Raw genomic sequence first — 15,179 nt, 5'->3', positions numbered from 1 at the left:
TCTACGCCCGGCTGCCCTGCAGCACTGTCAGCCTGGCCTTTTTCGGCGTCCGTGCCACCAGCCATTCACGCACCCTGTCCGGCGGCATCGGGAAAGCGATGGAATAGCCTTGCACCTGGTCGCAGCCGATCGCCATCAGCGAGTCGAGCTCGGCTTCGGTTTCGGCGCCCTCGGCAACGATCGAGATGCCGAGACCGCGGGCGAGCTCGGTGAGGGCACGCACGATCTTTGTGTTGCCGCTGTTCTCGTTGATGTTCTGGACGAAGCGGCGGTCGATCTTCAGCCGGTCGATCTCGTTTGGATTGACATGGCTGAGCGATGCGTAGCCGGTGCCGAAATCGTCGAGCTCAAGATGGATGCCGGCGGCGCGGATGTGCCGCAGCTTTGCCGCGATACCGGTCTTCTCGTCGTCGAGAATGACGGATTCGACGATCTCCAGCGATAGTTTGTGCGCGGGCAGGCCGGTCCTTTCCAGCGTCCCGAACAGGAAGACTTCGAAATCTGTCTCGCGCAGCTCCGAACCGGACACGTTGACGGCGATCCGGCCGAAGCCGATGCCTGCGCGGTTCCATTCGGCTGCTTCGTTGATCGCCTTGGCAATGACGATGCGGCCAATCTCGGACATCAAGCCGCATTTTTCCGCGATTGGAATGAACTCGCCCGGCGCGATCATGCCGCGTTCGGCATGCCTCCAGCGAGCCAAAGCTTCGATGCCACTGATGGTGCCGTCCGACAGCGACACCTGCGGCTGGAAATAGACTTCGAACGCCTTCTCCGAGATGGCGACCCTGATGTCGAGCTCGAGCTGCTTTCGGTTGTCGAGTTCGCGCCTCAGCTCATCGGAGAAGAACGACAAACTGCCGCCGCCCTGCTTCTTGGCGGAATACAACGCCAGATCGGCATGGACGAGCAGATCCTGCGCATTGTCGGCGTCGACAGGATAGACCGCAATCCCCGCACTTACGCCCGGATGGATCGTCGTGCCTCGGAATATGACCGGTTCATTGAGTTTGGCCAGCATGCGCCTGGCGACGATATCGATGTCCTCGGTGCTGCCGGCGTCGTTGAGGACGACGACGAATTCATCGCCGCCGAGACGCACGTTGAGATCCGACGTACGGCACGAATCACGCATGCGTTGCGCAGCCGCCACCAGCACATAATCGCCGGCGGCGTGGCCGAACGTGTCGTTGATCTGCTTGAACCGGTCGAGATCGAACTGCACCACGGCAACCCGTTCACGCCGTCGGTGCGCGGCATTGATCAACGTATCGAAATGCTCGGTCAGGAAGGTGCGGTTGTGCAGGCCAGTCAGCCCGTCATGCACGGCAATAAAGGCCATGGAATTGCGCGCATCGACCAGCTCGCGGGTCCTGCGCAAGATAGCATTCGACATCGGCCTGAAAATGAAAAGCGCCACCAGCACGATGACGCCGATGGTCGAGTAGAACAATGTGCGGTTAAGCTCGAGAAGTGTTTCGGATCGCTGGTCTGCAAAGGCGCTGATGCGCTGGCCAAGTGCGGCATAGCCCGACAATGTTGCGTTGGCAACGGAAGCGTTCAGGTTGACGCGCTCCTCTCCACCTTTGTAGCCACCATTGCCGGCCATGTTGAGCCGCGATTCGAATGACGAGATCAGGCGTTCGCCGTTGGCGATAAGCCCGACCGAGAAATAGTCGAGATGGAACGGCTTGGCGAAAAGCACGCTCTCGATCGATTTGGGATCGAACCTTGCCGGCGACGCCGGATCGGCGGCGGTCCGCTCGAGCAGCAGATCGTAGTTCTTCTCGAACTCTACCGTCGCTTGCTTGAGCGCGCTGATCAGGGCCGGCTGCTGGTCGCGTGAGGCGGTACCGGTCGCGCCGGCAAGGAAGACGATGCGTTGCGACAGGGCTTTTTGTGTGCTGACCACATCGAGCAGCGCCTGGTTGTGTTGCTGGGCCGCCATCATCTGTTGCAGCAGGATGAAGGAGGCCACGACCATGGCGGCGATGATCAGCAGAGCCAGCCAGTAGCCGGATTTGATGAGGAGTATGAGCCTGCCTGAAACGGCGTGCACCGGCTGCTGCGACATTTTCTGGGTCGGCCCTCTCGCCAACGAATTCTCGTGCGACAACCTTTGGCTTCAAAGTGTTAACAGGTTAGGACGGCAACAGGCCGGCAGCGGCGACCGTGGCGGGAAATCCGCAAGGTGGTTATTGCAATCTTTCGCAGCACCTCCGCATTTGAACATCGTGGCCTCTGCCGTGCCATTGCCGCCACCGAAGCGGTCGCTTTTGCGATGGATTTTTCGTCCGCGCGGCGCGACAGTCCTCATCGATCTCAACAGGGCCTGATCATGACCGCAGCATTCCTTTCCCATATCGACCGCGAGCTTGAAGGGCTCAAATCGGCGGGCCTCTATAAATCCGAGCGGGTGATAACCTCGACCCAATCGGCCGAGATCGAGGTCGGCGGCGAGAAGGTGCTGAATTTCTGCGCCAACAATTATCTCGGCCTCGCCGACAGCGCCGAACTGCGCGAGGCGGCCAAGCAGGCACTCGACCGCTACGGCTACGGCATGGCAGCGGTGCGCTTCATCTGCGGCACGCAGGAAGAACACAAGCAGCTCGAGGCGACCATTTCTGACTTCCTCGGCATGGAGGACACCATCCTCTACGGCTCCTGCTTCGACGCCAATGGCGGCCTGTTCGAGACGCTGCTCGGCGAAGAGGATGCGGTCATCTCCGATGCGCTGAACCACGCCTCGATCATCGACGGGGTACGGCTGTCCAAGGCAAAGCGTTTCCGCTACGCCAACAACGACATGGCCGATCTCGAAGCGCGGTTGAAAGAGGCGCGCGACTGTCGGTTCCGGCTGATCGCCACCGACGGCGTGTTCTCTATGGATGGCATCATCGCCAATCTGAAGGGCGTCTGCGACCTCGCCGACAAATATGACGCAATGGTCATGGTCGACGACAGCCATGCAGTTGGTTTCGTCGGCAGGAATGGCCGTGGCTCGGCCGAACATTGCGGCGTCGAGGGCAGGGTGGACATCATCACCGGCACGCTCGGCAAGGCATTGGGCGGCGCGTCGGGCGGCTACACGTCGGGCAGGAAGCAGGTGGTCGACTGGCTGCGCCAGCGCTCGCGGCCCTATCTGTTTTCCAACACGCTGATGCCGGCGATCGCTGGCGCCTCGATCCGGGTTTTCGAACTGCTCCGCAATGGCGATGCGTTGCGTCAGCGCCTATATGCCAACGCAGCGCGGTTTCGCTCCGAGATGGGCAGGCTCGGCTTTACACTGGCCGGCGCCGACCATCCGATCATCCCGGTGATGCTGGGCGACGCGACGCTGGCGCAGGAAATGGCCGCGCGCATGCTGAAGCGCGGCATCTATGTCATCGGCTTCTCCTTCCCGGTGGTGCCGAAGGGCCAGGCGCGCATCCGCACGCAGATGTCTGCCGCCCATTCCAGCGCCGACATTGACCGTGCGGTTGAGGCGTTCGCCGCAGTCGGTCGCGAACTCGGCGTGATTTTCTGAATGACCGGCAGTCGAAAAGCGATTCCGGATCGAGACCTTCAAGGGACTGCAGAATGTCGAACATGATGAAGGCGCTGGTGAAGGCCAAGGCCGAGCCGGGCATCTGGATGGAAGAGGTGCCGGTGCCAGAGATCGGCCCCAACGACGTGCTGATCAAGGTCCGGAAGACGGCGATCTGCGGCACCGACGTCCACATCTACAATTGGGACCAGTGGGCGCAAAAGACCGTGCCGGTGCCGATGGTGACCGGGCATGAATTCGTTGGTACGGTCGCCGATTTCGGCGCGGCGGTGACCGAATACAAAGTCGGCCAGCGCGTTTCGGGCGAGGGTCACATCGTCTGCGGCCATTGCCGCAACTGCCGCGCGGGCAGGGGGCACCTTTGCCGCAACACGCTCGGCGTCGGCGTCAATCGCCCCGGCGCCTTCGGCGAATATCTGGCTATCCCGCAGCACAATGTCGTGCCGATCCCCGACGACGTGCCGGACGAGATCGCGGCAATCTTCGATCCCTTAGGCAATGCGGTTCACACCGCACTATCTTTCGACCTCGTCGGCGAGGACGTGCTAGTCACCGGCGCCGGGCCGATCGGCATCATGGGCGCATTGGTGGCGCAATGCGTCGGCGCGCGAAAAGTCGTCATCACCGACATCAACCCGGTGCGCCTGGCACTGGCAAAAAAGCTCGGCGTCCAGCATGTCGTTGACGCCTCGAAAGAAAAGCTGCGCGATATCATGCCGGCGCTCGGCATGACCGAGGGTTTTGACGTCGGTCTTGAAATGTCCGGTGCCGCACTGGCATTCCGCGACATGATCGATACCATGAACAATGGCGGCAAGATCGCCATTCTCGGCATCGCGCCGACCGGCTTCGAGATCGACTGGAACAAGGTCATCTTCAAGATGCTGCATCTGAAGGGCATCTACGGCCGCGAGATGTTCGAGACCTGGTACAAGATGATTGCGCTGGTGCAGGGTCCTCTCGATGTCAGCGGCCTGATCACCCACCGCATCGGCATCGACGACTATATTTCCGGCTTCGAAGCGATGAAGAGCGGCAATTCCGGCAAGGTGGTCATGGACTGGTGAAGGCCCGAAGGAACACGGTGCGAACTGAAAGCTGTCCCGCCAAGGTGCCTGTAATTCTGGCAGGAACCTAGCTTTTCGCCAATGCCGCCTCCAGTGCTGCCACTCCGCCGACAATGGCCACACGCTCGGCGGGGCTCAATCTTGCCAGCAATTCCCGTTCGAACTCCTTCGCCAGCGGCACCATCTCGCGATAGGCGGCAACGCCAGCCTTGGTCAGCCCCAGATGCTCGACACGGCGGTCTTTTTCGTCAGGCGTCCGGCTGAGCCAGCGGCGCCGTTCGAGCTCCGCGACCGCGCGCGAAACCTTGGTCTTGTGCATGGCCGATTGCTCGCCGAGCGCCGTCGCCGTCATCGTGCCGTGCTGTCCAAGCCCGGCCAGCGTGCGCCATTCGGGCCGGGTCAGTCCGTGACGGTCCTTGTATATCCTTGAGAATTCGCGGCTGACGGCATCGGCAAGCCGATAGAGCCGGTAAGGCAGGAAGGATTCCAGCTCAAGGATTTCCATGGTTGGCCCTGACTGGGGATGCTGGCGGCTTGGCGAAATCACCGTTGATGGTTACATTTTCAATGGTTACAAATGAAACCGGTATGGTCAACCCGGAGCATCTTTGCGGATGCGCAAACGATGCTACGAGACCATGAATTCGGGAGGGTTCTATGGCCTACTCCTACATGCCGGGTTTCGGCAATGACTTCGAAACCGAGACTTTGCCGGGCTCGCTGCCGCAAGGGCGAAACTCGCCGCAACGGCCGGCCTACGGCCTCTATGCCGAGCAGCTTTCGGGCTCTCCTTTCACCGCGCCGCGCGGCACCAATGAGCGCTCCTGGCTTTATCGGATAAGACCGAGCGTCAGGCACACCGGCCGCTTCAAAGCGGCGAATTATCCGCTTTGGAAAAGCGCGCCGAACGTCGGCGACCACCAGCTCGCACTCGGCCAGTATCGCTGGAGCCCGGTGCCGATGCCGAAGGAGCCGACCGATTTCATTGCCGGCATGCGCTCGATCACCACCGCCGGCGACGTGCTCGGCCAGACCGGCATGGCGGCACACGTCTATGTCGCCAATCGCTCGATGGTCGACGATCATTTTTTCAACGCCGACGGCGAGTTGCTGGTCGTCCCGCAGGTTGGAGCCTTGCGCTTCGTCACCGAGATGGGGGTCATCGAACTCAGGCCGGGCGAGATCGCCGTGCTGCCGCGTGGTCTGGTGTTCAAGGTCGAACTGGTGGATGCCGAAGTGCGCGGCTATGTCTGCGAGAATTACGGCGCCAAGCTGACGCTGCCGGATCGTGGCCCCATCGGCGCCAATTGCCTGGCCAATCCGCGCGATTTCAAGACGCCCTGTGCCTGGTTCGAGGACAAGGAGACACCGTGCCGGCTGATCGCGAAATGGTGTGGCCAGTTCCATGTCACCGACATCGACCATTCGCCGCTGGATGTAGTGGCGTGGCACGGCAATTATTCGCCCTACAAATATGATCTTGCGACCTTCTCGCCGGTCGGTGCGATCCTGTTCGACCACCCCGATCCGTCGATCTTCACCGTGCTGACCGCGCCGAGCGGCGAGGAAGGCACCGCCAATATCGATTTCGTCATCTTCCCGCCGCGCTGGCTTGTGGCGGAAAACACTTTCCGGCCGCCTTGGTATCACCGCAACATCATGAGCGAGTTCATGGGCCTCATACATGGTCAGTACGATGCCAAGGAAGAGGGCTTCGTGCCGGGCGGCATCAGTCTGCACAACATGATGCTGGCTCACGGACCCGATGCGTCTGGCTTCGAAAAAGCCTCGCGCGCGGAGCTGAAACCGGTCAAGCTCGACAACACCATGGCCTTCATGTTCGAGACACGCTTTCCGCAGATGGTGACCCGCTATGGCGCCGAGCTCGAAACCCGGCAGGACAATTACATCGACTGCTGGGCCGGCCTGAAGAAGCGCTTCAACGGCACGCCCGAGGGCGACTGGTCTTGAGCGCCGTCGCGTGACGGATCGTCTGGTGCTTCTTGGCTCGAAGGGTGGTCCCGCGCTGCGGCCGGGCGGGCCGTGGCCGAGTTCGTCGCTGCTGGAGATTGGCGGCCGCACCATTGTCGTCGATTGCGGGCTGGGCGTAACGCGCGGGCTGACCGGTGCCGGCATCAGCCTGAAGGCGCTCGACCTGATCTTCATCACGCATTTGCATTCCGACCATGTGCTGGAACTTGGACCGTTGATCCACACCGCATGGACGGCCGGCCTGGCAACAAAGGTCACCGTATTCGGCCCGCCCGGCACCGGCCATTATTGGCAACGCTTTTGCCAGGCGATGGAGTTCGACATCGAGATCCGCATCGCCGATGAAGGGCGGCCGGATCTCCGCGACCTGGTCTCGATCGTCGAGTTTGGTGAAGGCCAGGTGGCGCAAGAGCGCGGTCTCAAAATATCGGCCTTGCGCGTCGACCACCCGCCGGTGACGGACTGCTTTGCGCTGCGCTTCGATCATGCGAGGCAAGGCGTCGTCTTTTCGTCGGATACGGCGTTCTTTCCGCCATTGGCGGATTTCGCCCAAGGCGCCGACATACTGGTCCACGAGGCCATGCTGGAAGTGGGTATCGAGCGGCTGGTCGCGAAGACCGGCAACGGCGCAAGGCTGAGGGAACACCTGCTTGCCAGCCATAGCTTTGCCGAGGAAGCGGGCCGCATCGCCAGTGATGCAGGCGTCAAAAGACTGGTCCTCAACCATCTCATTCCCGCCGACGATCCCGAGATCGACGAGGCCGACTGGATTGCCGCCGTCAGGAAAACATGGGCCGGCGACTTGACGATCGCACGCGACGGCCTTGTTGTGGGGCTGCAGCATGATCCCGAAAAGTGGAAACCGGTTTTCGGAAGAGATCATGCGTAAAACAAAAATCAAAGCAGCACCAAAGCTGCGCCAGGAGAGGAAACCGCATGAAGCTTGCCACATTGAAGGATGGGACGCGCGACGGAAAGCTTGTCGTCGTCTCGCGCGACCTGACGCGGTTCACCGATGCTTCGTTTCTGGTGCGGACGCTGCAGGCCGCGCTTGACGGCTGGCATCGGATCGCGCCGCATCTCGCTGCCATGGCTGAATCGCTGGAGAATAATGCGGTGCCGTCGGCTCGCTTTCACGAGCATGACGCCCATTCGCCGCTGCCGCGCGCCTACCAATGGGCCGATGGCTCGGCCTATGTGAACCATGTCGAGCTGGTGCGGAAGGCGCGCGGCGCCGAGATGCCGGCAAGCTTCTGGACCGATCCGCTGATCTACCAGGGCGGCTCGGACGCTTTCCTCGCACCGCGGGACCCAATCCGCATGACCGACGAGACCCTTGGCATCGACATGGAAGGAGAGGTCGCGGTCATAGTTGACGATGTGCCGATGGGCGCAAGCCTCGAAGAGGCGCGGGCAGCGATCCGCCTGGTCATGCTGGTCAACGATGTGACGCTGCGCAGCCTGACCGGACCTGAGCTTGCCAAGGGGTTCGGCTTCTACCAGTCGAAACCGTCATCGGCCTTTTCGCCGGTAGCGGTGACGCCGGAAGAGCTGGGCGATGCCTGGGACGGCGGCAAGGTCAGCCTGCCGCTGCTGGTCGATCTCAACGGCAAACCGTTCGGCCGGGCGAACGCCGGCATCGACATGACCTTCGACTTTCCGGCGCTGATTGTTCACGCCGCAAAAACGCGGCCGCTGGCCGCCGGCACCATCGTCGGTTCGGGCACCGTCTCCAACAAGCTTGACGGCGGGCCGGGCAAGCCTGTCTCGGCAGGCGGCGCCGGCTATTCCTGTATCGCCGAGTTGCGTATGATCGAGACTATTGAGGCCGGCGGACCGAAGACGCCCTTCCTGCGCTTTGGTGATACCGTGCGCATCGAGATGAAGGACAGGGGCGGGCATTCGATCTTCGGCGCCATCGAGCAGAAGGTCGAGAAATACGAGGGGGCAAGAGAATGACGGGCGAGACATTCTATCTGCTGTGGAGTGTCTGGGCCCTTGTCATGCTGGCGATCTTCATCCTGGCGATCCGCCTGAGCTATCGCATCGAGGCGCGCTCGCCCGGCCTGACCAACCGCAGCGGCTTTCCGCGCAAGGCGATGATGTTTCACACCGTCACCAACACCAACGTCGCACAGGACCAGGAAACGCAAGCCATGCGGCGGCGCATGATCGGGCTCCTGCTGATTGTTCTCGCTGGATTTCTGCTAATGTGGGCAGGCCTGTCTTTGGTCCGGTCAGCGGCGTGAAGTCATGGACCTGCTGAACCATTTCCGCCGCATGGCAGCCAACAATCTCTGGTCGAACGACCGGCTCTATCGTGCCGTGCTGCAGCTTGAGCCCGGCGAATTCGAGGCTGAAAGGATAAGCTTCTTCCCATCGATCAAGGCAACGCTGAACCACATTCTCGCGGTCGATCACCTCTATCTCGATTTTCTCGAAGAGAGCGGCGTCGGCGCCGCCGCCCATGACGATTTTGTGCCGTTCAATGATACCAAGGCGCTTTTTGTTGCACAGGCGGAGGCCGACCGGCGGCTGATCGCCTTTTGCGACCGCCTGTCGGCGGACGATCTCGAGCGCCCCGTTCTGACCGACCGGCGCGAGGACGGCATGATACCGGAGCGGATCGGCGATTTGCTCGCGCATCTCTTCATCCACGACATCCATCATCGCGGCCAGGTGCACGCGATGCTGTCCGGTACCTCCGTGAAACCGCCGCAACTCGACGAGTTCTTCCTTGATTACGATGTGAAACTCAGGAAAGCGGAGGTTGAGCGCCTGGGCTTGCGAGACCAACTGCTTGGATAATCATGCCAAAGCCACATCGTAACGGGCGAAATGCGGGTCGGATGTCAGGATGGTGAGGTTCTCCACTTGCGCCTGCGCAATCAGAAGCCTGTCGAACGGATCACCATGGTGGTGGGGTAGGCCGCCGACGGCGTTCGCGTGCTGGAAGGTTACGGCGAGCGGCTGAAATTGCATCCTTGGAAGCAGCGTTGGCAGATCGTCCGGCGCATTAAGTTTTCTGATCGAACGTTTGATGGCAATTTCCCAGACGCTTGCCGCGCTCGCGAACACCACCGCTTCCGAAGCCAGAATAACGCGGTGGTGCTCGCTGAGACGTCGATCGTCCGAAATCGACCAGAGGATGATGTGTGTGTCGGCGAGAAACGGGCCGACCGTCATTTCACGTACTCATCCCACTCGGGACCGAGTTCATCAAAATCGTCCGCAATCCAGATCTTGCCCTTCAACGCGCCTATCCGCGGCAGGGGTTCGGCCACTGCCGGAGCTACGATCCGCGCCGCCACCTTGCCGTGGCGTGTGAGCACGATCTCCTCGCCGGCTTCCGCGCGGCTGACGAGTTCCGACAATTTGGCCTTGGCTTCGGCAATAGAAACATTCATGACTCGATCCTTTATGACCATAATTTAGGTCATAATTGATCGAGACGCAAGTCCGGTCGGGTTGCCTACTACGCCGCTTGCACCTTCAGCACGCCGCGCTTGATCTGGTCCTGCTCGATCGATTCGAACAAGGCGCGGAAATTGCCCTCGCCAAAACCTTCGTCGCCCTTCCTCTGGATGAACTCGAAGAAGATCGGCCCGATGACGGTTTTCGAGAAGATCTGCAGCAGGATCTTGGTCGTGCCGCCGTCGACCACGCCTTCGCCGTCGATCAGGATGCCGTGCTTCTTCATCCGCTCGATCGGCTCTTCATGGCCGTTCACGCGGGCGAAGGACATGTCGTAATAGGTCTCGGGCGGGCCTGGCATGAATTTCAGGCCGTTTTCGGCCAGCCTGTCGGTGGCGTCGTAAATGTTATCGGTACCGACGGCGATGTGCTGGATGCCTTCGCCATTGTACTTCTTCAGATATTCGGCGATCTGGCTGGTCTCGTCCTTGGACTCGTTGAGCGGGATGCGGATCTTGCCGCAGGGCGAGGTGATGGCGCGGCTGACCAGGCCGGTGATCTTGCCGTCGATGTCGAAGAAATGGATCTGCTTGAAGCCGAACAGGTCGCGGTAGAAATCCCACCATTTGTCCATCTGGCCGCGATAGACATTGTGGGTCAGGTGGTCGAGATAGTAGAAGCCGACGCCCTCGGGCCTGGGGTCGCGCTCGCCCAGCCAGTCGAACTCGGCGTCATAGGCCGAGCCCTTCTCGCCGTAAGTTTCGATGAAATAGAGCAGCGATCCGCCGATACCGACGATCGCCGGCACATCGAGCGTCTTGTCGTTGCCTTCATAGGGCGTCGCGCCCTTGGCTACGGCGTGGTCGAAGGCATGCCTGGCATCGACCACCCGCCACGCCATCGAGGCGGCGCAAGGGCCGTGCTTGTCGACGAATTTCATGGCATGCGAGCCGGGTTCGGCATTGACGACATAATTGATGTCGCCTTGCCGCCAGACGGTAATGTTCTTGCGGCGGTGCTTGGCGACCGGCACATAGCCCATACGGGTGAACAGTTCGGCGAGCTTCTGCGGCTCAGCATGCGCGAATTCGACGAATTCGAAGCCGTCGGTACCGGCGGGATTGGTTTTGCTGATCTTGGCGGGCGGTGCGTCGTGCGGGAAGGGACCCATGGCAGTGTCCTCCAAAGCTGTTTGGCCTGGAAAGGCCATCTCAACCTAATGATAGCAAGGACGCAGTGCATGGTGCTTGCATTCAAACGCTTGAAATGATCAGGTAATGCGTGAATTGTGCATGTATGGAGAGAAACCCATGGATGATGCGCGCATCGACCAGTTTGACCGCAAGATAATGGCTCTGCTGCAAGGCGATGCACGGCTGACCAACAACGATCTGTCAGAACGGGTGAATCTTTCCGCGTCGCAATGCTCGCGGCGTCGCCAGCGGCTGGAGGAGGACGGCTACATCAAGGGCTACCGGGCGGTGCTCGACCGCGACAAGCTCGGTTTTTCCCTTGTGAACGTCATCTCGGTGACGCTCGCAACTCACAACCGCGACAATGCGCGGCGTTTCGGCGAATTGGTGGCACGGCTGCCGCAAGTGCAGGAAGCGCACGCGCTGACCGGCGAGATGGACTATATATTGAAAGTGGTGACGCCCGACCTGAAGTCGCTTTCGGAATTCGTCAACAGCGTGCTGCTGCCGCACGAATCCGTGCAGCACGTGAAGACGGCGATCGTGCTGGAGACGCTAAAGGAAACCGGCGCGCTACCGATCTGAGGGCGAATGTCACCCCTTCGACTGCTGGATCAGCCCATAAAGATTGGTGCAGCGGGCGCCGGAACGGCAGTAAGCGAAGACCGGGCCTTCAAGTTCCTCAAGCGCCTCGGCCTGGTCCTCGACATTCTCGGCCGTGATCTGGCCGCTGATGACGGGGATGTAGCGGAAGGCGAGCCCGGCGCCCTCGACCGCCGCCTTGACGGTGTCGGCCGATGGCTGGCCGGGCTGCTCATCGTCCGGCCGATTGCAGATCACGCTCTTGAAGCCGGCGGCCTTGATGGTGGCGACATCCTCGGGCTGGATCTGGCCCGAGACCGAATAGTCCTCGCTGATCTGACGGTATTCCATGGCGGTGTCCTCGCAATCTGGTTAGCGGCAGTCTTGCCACTCCCTGACCCGGTCGGCAATCCGCGCGAAAAGAAATCCATCCGCGCAGATAGAGATTTCGATGCCGGAAATCCAGCCGGACGGCGCCGCGTGTGCTTGGATGCGCCATACGCCAGCCCGGCTGGATGAACGAGGTCGATCGCTCAGCTGCCGAGGATCGCGCCTTTGATCTGGGCGATGTTGTTGTGCATCAGGTCGATATAGGTCGCGGCCGGGCCGTCGGGCTGCGACAGCGCATCGGAATAGAGCGTGCCGCCCACCTTGATGCCGGTCTCGCTGGCGATCTGCTCGATCAGCCGCGGATTGGTGATGTTCTCGACGAAGATCGCCGCCGCCTTGTCCTGCTTCACCTGGCTGACCAGCTTGGCCACGTCGGCGGCGGAAGGCTCCGACTCGGTCGACACGCCTTCCGGGGCCAGGAAGGTCAAGCCATAGGCCTTCTCGAAATAGCCGAAGGCATCATGCGAGGTGATGACGACGCGCTTCTCTTGCGGGATCGACTGGATCGCCGCCTGCACTTCGCCCTCGAGCGTATCGAGCTTTTGCGTATAGGCGGCTGCATTGGCCTTGTAGCTGTCGCAACCCGCAGCGTCGGCCGTGCAAAAGGCGTCGGCGATGTTCTTCACATAGATCTTGGCGTTGGCGATCGACTGGAAGGCGTGCGGATCGGTGACCGTCTTGCCGCCATCGGTTTCCGCGCCTTCGGCGGCGTCGGCCTCGGCGAATTCGGGTTTGAAATTGATCGGCGTGACCCCCTTGGTCAGCACGGCAATCGAGGCCTTGGTAGCGCTGGCGTCGACCAGACGCTGCAGAAAACCTTCGAAATGCAGGCCGTTGACCAGCACGATGTCGGCCTTGGCCATGGCCACCGCATCGGCGGGGCTCGGCTCGTAGACGTGGGCGTCGCCGTCCGGCCCGACGATGGTGGTCAGATCGATGCGGTCGCCGCCGACATTCTTGGCGAAATCGGCGATGATCGTGAAGCTGGCGACCACTTTCAACGGCTCAGCAAAGGCCGACGAAGCGCCAAGGGCGGTTAATGTTATAACGCTCACGGCCAACGTGGCGCGGATCGATTTCAGCATGGACAGTTTCTCCTTGTTGGGATCAGGCAGTTCTGTGGCGGTGATGGACGATGCGGGCGCGCAGGATGCCGCGCGCGCCGAACAGGATCGAGGCGAAATAGACGACGCCGGCGGACAGGATGATGGCCGGGCCGGAGGGCAGTGACGCATGGTAGGACAACAGCAGCCCGGCAATGCAGGAGGCAAAGCCGATCACTGTGGCCAACACGCACATCGGCTCGACGCGCGACGTCCAGAAGCGGGCCGCCGCCGCCGGCAGCATCATCAGCCCGACCGACAGCAAGGTGCCGAGCGCCTGGAAACCACCGACGAGATTGAGCACGACGAGGCCGAGAAAGATGAAATGCACCGGGCTGCCCATCCGGCTGACTGAGCGCAGGAACAAAGGGTCGAGGCATTCGGCGACCAGCGCCCGCCAGAAGATGGCGAGGCTGGCCAGCGTCACCACGACGATGCCGCCGATCAGCGTCAGCGCCTCGTTGTTGAGCGCCAATACGGTGCCGAACAGCACATGCATGAGATCGACGCTGGAACCGCGGATCGACACCATAAGCACGCCGATAGCCAGCGAAATCAGATAAAAGGCCGCCATCGAGGCATCCTCGCGCTGGATGGTGAAGCGCGAGACGGCGCCGGCGCCGAGCGCCACGATGATGCCGGCGATCAGTCCGCCGATAGTCATCGGCAGGATTTCCAGGCCATAGAACAGGAAGCCGGCGGCAGCACCCGGCAGGATGGCATGCGCCATGGCGTCGCCGGACAGGCTCATGCGCCGCAGCATCAGGAACACGCCGACCGGGCAGGCGCCGAGCGACAGCATCATTGAACCGGCGAGCGCCCGCTGCATGAAGGCGTAGTCGGCGAACGGAGCGACGAACAGACCGTAGAGCACGTCCATCACGCCGCCCTCGGCCCCGGGCCGTGATGATGGTCATGGTCATGGTCATGGCCGTGTTCGTGGCCACTGTGCTGGTGATCATGCTCGCCGGGCTCACACCATGGCGCGTTATCCTCCCAGGCTTCGTGGAAGCGGCGCGCGCGCAACAAATTCTCCGGCCGCAGCGTCTCCCTGGTCTCTCCCCAGGCGATCGGCTGGCGCGCCAGCAGCAGTGTTTCGGGGAAGTTCTGCCGCACCAGATCGAGATCGTGGACCACAACCATGATCGTGCGTTCCTCGCCGTGCCAGCGCTTGATCAGCGCGATCAGGTCACCGACCGTCTTGGCATCGACGGCGTTGAACGGCTCGTCGAGCAGGATGAGCTCGGCATCCTGCAACAGCACGCGGGCAAACAGCGTGCGCTGCAGCTGGCCGCCCGACAACGTGTCGATCGGGCGCTTCTCGAAGCCGCCGAGGCCGACGGCCATCAGCGCCTCGCTGACCGAGTCGCGATCTTCCCTTGTATAACGGCCGAGCATGCCGCGCCGCGGCCACAGGCCAAGTGAAACCAGGTCGACGACACGGGCCGGAAAGGAGCGGTCGAGCTCCGATTGCTGCGGAAGGTAGGCGGCGCGCACGCCGGGCGCCCGGATCACCGCGCCGGCCATCGGCTTCAGAACGCCGACGATGCCCTTCATCAGCGTCGACTTGCCGGAGCCGTTGGCGCCGACGACCGCCGTCAGCGATCCCTTGCGGATCGTACCATTGAGGTGGTGGACCGCAGGATGGCTGTTGTAGCCCAGCGTCAGGTCGCGGAAGGTCAGGCAGGTTTGGCTCATGTGACGATCCATGGGGCGACGATCGGTGCTGCAGGGGCGGATTCGATATGTGATGTTATTACATTAGTCAACAAGCCAATCGGGCGGAATTGCGGCCGGGCCGTCATGTTGTCGGTTTTGGCTTGGCTCAAGCGGTTCCGCTCGAGCGGCCTTGCCCGAAACGTATCCCGATCCTAAACAGGCGCAGCCGACA

Annotated in this window: 17 protein-coding genes; 8 read left to right on the top strand and 9 right to left on the bottom strand. The window is 61.7% G+C overall.

Going from position 1 to position 15,179, the window contains the following annotated elements:
- Position 1: 1 nt before the first annotated feature.
- The gene (locus NKH78_RS22100; RefSeq protein WP_352739207.1) at positions 2-2,074 is read right to left on the bottom strand and encodes a putative bifunctional diguanylate cyclase/phosphodiesterase; all 2,073 of its coding nucleotides are present in this window, start codon (positions 2,072-2,074) and stop codon (positions 2-4) included.
- 264 nt (positions 2,075-2,338) lie between these two features.
- Between NKH78_RS22100 and NKH78_RS22095 the strand changes: the two genes are divergently transcribed.
- Positions 2,339-3,526: a glycine C-acetyltransferase gene (locus NKH78_RS22095; protein ID WP_352739209.1), complete on the top strand. Its 1,188-nt coding sequence runs from the start codon at positions 2,339-2,341 to the stop codon at positions 3,524-3,526.
- Between the two features lie 53 nt (positions 3,527-3,579).
- The gene (gene tdh / locus NKH78_RS22090; RefSeq protein WP_352739211.1) at positions 3,580-4,614 is read left to right on the top strand and encodes an L-threonine 3-dehydrogenase; all 1,035 of its coding nucleotides are present in this window, start codon (positions 3,580-3,582) and stop codon (positions 4,612-4,614) included.
- A 67-nt stretch (positions 4,615-4,681) separates the two neighbouring features.
- Here the strand turns inward: tdh and NKH78_RS22085 are convergent, their stop codons facing one another.
- Positions 4,682-5,119, bottom strand: a complete 438-nt coding sequence (locus NKH78_RS22085) for a MarR family winged helix-turn-helix transcriptional regulator (RefSeq protein WP_352739213.1) — start codon at positions 5,117-5,119, stop codon at positions 4,682-4,684.
- A 152-nt stretch (positions 5,120-5,271) separates the two neighbouring features.
- Between NKH78_RS22085 and hmgA the strand changes: the two genes are divergently transcribed.
- From hmgA to NKH78_RS22060, 5 genes are read left to right on the top strand one after another with little or no spacing between them, the layout of a single operon-like run.
- Positions 5,272-6,585 carry a homogentisate 1,2-dioxygenase gene (gene hmgA / locus NKH78_RS22080; RefSeq protein ID WP_352703250.1) on the top strand — a complete coding sequence of 438 codons (1,314 nt, stop codon included), beginning with the start codon at positions 5,272-5,274 and terminating at the stop codon, positions 6,583-6,585.
- Positions 6,586-6,595: 10 nt separating this feature from the next.
- Positions 6,596-7,495, top strand: a complete 900-nt coding sequence (locus NKH78_RS22075; protein ID WP_352883960.1) for an MBL fold metallo-hydrolase — start codon at positions 6,596-6,598, stop codon at positions 7,493-7,495.
- A 47-nt stretch (positions 7,496-7,542) separates the two neighbouring features.
- Positions 7,543-8,565, top strand: coding sequence for a fumarylacetoacetate hydrolase family protein (locus NKH78_RS22070; protein WP_352883958.1), 1,023 nt, complete (start codon positions 7,543-7,545; stop codon positions 8,563-8,565).
- Positions 8,562-8,855: a hypothetical protein gene (locus NKH78_RS22065; protein ID WP_352883956.1), complete on the top strand. Its 294-nt coding sequence runs from the start codon at positions 8,562-8,564 to the stop codon at positions 8,853-8,855. The genes NKH78_RS22070 and NKH78_RS22065 overlap by 4 nt, the downstream gene beginning before the upstream one ends.
- A 4-nt stretch (positions 8,856-8,859) precedes the next feature.
- Positions 8,860-9,414, top strand: a complete 555-nt coding sequence (locus tag NKH78_RS22060) for a DinB family protein (protein WP_352883954.1) — start codon at positions 8,860-8,862, stop codon at positions 9,412-9,414.
- Here the strand turns inward: NKH78_RS22060 and NKH78_RS22055 are convergent, their stop codons facing one another.
- The 3 genes from NKH78_RS22055 to hppD all read right to left on the bottom strand — a co-directional run bounded on the left by NKH78_RS22055 (position 9,415) and on the right by hppD (position 11,191).
- Positions 9,415-9,792 carry a type II toxin-antitoxin system VapC family toxin gene (locus NKH78_RS22055; protein ID WP_254817486.1) on the bottom strand — a complete coding sequence of 126 codons (378 nt, stop codon included), beginning with the start codon at positions 9,790-9,792 and terminating at the stop codon, positions 9,415-9,417.
- The gene (locus tag NKH78_RS22050) at positions 9,789-10,013 is read right to left on the bottom strand and encodes a type II toxin-antitoxin system Phd/YefM family antitoxin (protein WP_254817725.1); all 225 of its coding nucleotides are present in this window, start codon (positions 10,011-10,013) and stop codon (positions 9,789-9,791) included. The genes NKH78_RS22055 and NKH78_RS22050 overlap by 4 nt, the downstream gene beginning before the upstream one ends.
- 68 nt (positions 10,014-10,081) lie before the next feature.
- The gene (hppD, locus tag NKH78_RS22045; protein WP_352883951.1) at positions 10,082-11,191 is read right to left on the bottom strand and encodes a 4-hydroxyphenylpyruvate dioxygenase; all 1,110 of its coding nucleotides are present in this window, start codon (positions 11,189-11,191) and stop codon (positions 10,082-10,084) included.
- Positions 11,192-11,330: 139 nt separating this feature from the next.
- On the opposite strand from hppD, the gene NKH78_RS22040 reads away from it, so the two are divergent.
- Positions 11,331-11,798: an Lrp/AsnC family transcriptional regulator gene (locus NKH78_RS22040; protein WP_352816030.1), complete on the top strand. Its 468-nt coding sequence runs from the start codon at positions 11,331-11,333 to the stop codon at positions 11,796-11,798.
- A gap of 9 nt (positions 11,799-11,807) precedes the next feature.
- Here NKH78_RS22040 and NKH78_RS22035 read toward each other — a convergent pair whose 3' ends face one another.
- The 4 genes from NKH78_RS22035 to aztA all read right to left on the bottom strand — a co-directional run bounded on the left by NKH78_RS22035 (position 11,808) and on the right by aztA (position 14,986).
- Positions 11,808-12,146 (bottom strand): protein tyrosine phosphatase family protein, encoded by a 339-nt coding sequence (locus NKH78_RS22035; protein WP_254817489.1) that lies wholly within the window; start codon positions 12,144-12,146, stop codon positions 11,808-11,810.
- 182 nt (positions 12,147-12,328) lie between these two features.
- Positions 12,329-13,270 carry a zinc ABC transporter substrate-binding protein AztC gene (gene aztC, locus NKH78_RS22030; protein ID WP_352883947.1) on the bottom strand — a complete coding sequence of 314 codons (942 nt, stop codon included), beginning with the start codon at positions 13,268-13,270 and terminating at the stop codon, positions 12,329-12,331.
- A 22-nt stretch (positions 13,271-13,292) separates the two neighbouring features.
- Positions 13,293-14,168, bottom strand: a complete 876-nt coding sequence (aztB, locus tag NKH78_RS22025; RefSeq protein ID WP_352883944.1) for a zinc ABC transporter permease AztB — start codon at positions 14,166-14,168, stop codon at positions 13,293-13,295.
- Positions 14,168-14,986, bottom strand: coding sequence for a zinc ABC transporter ATP-binding protein AztA (aztA, locus tag NKH78_RS22020; RefSeq protein ID WP_352883941.1), 819 nt, complete (start codon positions 14,984-14,986; stop codon positions 14,168-14,170). The genes aztB and aztA overlap by 1 nt, the downstream gene beginning before the upstream one ends.
- Positions 14,987-15,179: the final 193 nt, after the last annotated feature.

Source organism: Mesorhizobium sp. M0910, from assembly GCF_040319465.1.
In the GTDB taxonomy this organism is placed as follows: Bacteria; Pseudomonadota; Alphaproteobacteria; order Rhizobiales; family Rhizobiaceae; genus Mesorhizobium.
The sequence above is the reverse complement of the archived record's forward strand: the minus strand, read 5'-3'. Positions and strand labels throughout refer to the sequence as shown.

Coding starts and splice junctions, on each gene's coding strand:
- tdh (WP_352739211.1), top strand. CDS start 3,580: ATGTCGAACATGATGAAGGCGCTGGTGAAGGCCAAGGCCGAGCCGGGC.
- hmgA (WP_352703250.1), top strand. CDS start 5,272: ATGGCCTACTCCTACATGCCGGGTTTCGGCAATGACTTCGAAACCGAG.
- NKH78_RS22095 (WP_352739209.1), top strand. CDS start 2,339: ATGACCGCAGCATTCCTTTCCCATATCGACCGCGAGCTTGAAGGGCTC.
- NKH78_RS22070 (WP_352883958.1), top strand. CDS start 7,543: ATGAAGCTTGCCACATTGAAGGATGGGACGCGCGACGGAAAGCTTGTC.
- NKH78_RS22035 (WP_254817489.1), bottom strand. CDS start 12,146: ATGGAATACCGTCAGATCAGCGAGGACTATTCGGTCTCGGGCCAGATC.
- NKH78_RS22100 (WP_352739207.1), bottom strand. CDS start 2,074: ATGTCGCAGCAGCCGGTGCACGCCGTTTCAGGCAGGCTCATACTCCTC.
- NKH78_RS22085 (WP_352739213.1), bottom strand. CDS start 5,119: ATGGAAATCCTTGAGCTGGAATCCTTCCTGCCTTACCGGCTCTATCGG.
- aztA (WP_352883941.1), bottom strand. CDS start 14,986: ATGAGCCAAACCTGCCTGACCTTCCGCGACCTGACGCTGGGCTACAAC.
- NKH78_RS22060 (WP_352883954.1), top strand. CDS start 8,860: ATGGACCTGCTGAACCATTTCCGCCGCATGGCAGCCAACAATCTCTGG.
- aztC (WP_352883947.1), bottom strand. CDS start 13,270: ATGCTGAAATCGATCCGCGCCACGTTGGCCGTGAGCGTTATAACATTA.
- NKH78_RS22040 (WP_352816030.1), top strand. CDS start 11,331: ATGGATGATGCGCGCATCGACCAGTTTGACCGCAAGATAATGGCTCTG.
- NKH78_RS22050 (WP_254817725.1), bottom strand. CDS start 10,013: ATGAATGTTTCTATTGCCGAAGCCAAGGCCAAATTGTCGGAACTCGTC.
- NKH78_RS22065 (WP_352883956.1), top strand. CDS start 8,562: ATGACGGGCGAGACATTCTATCTGCTGTGGAGTGTCTGGGCCCTTGTC.
- aztB (WP_352883944.1), bottom strand. CDS start 14,168: ATGGACGTGCTCTACGGTCTGTTCGTCGCTCCGTTCGCCGACTACGCC.
- NKH78_RS22055 (WP_254817486.1), bottom strand. CDS start 9,792: ATGACGGTCGGCCCGTTTCTCGCCGACACACACATCATCCTCTGGTCG.
- hppD (WP_352883951.1), bottom strand. CDS start 11,191: ATGGGTCCCTTCCCGCACGACGCACCGCCCGCCAAGATCAGCAAAACC.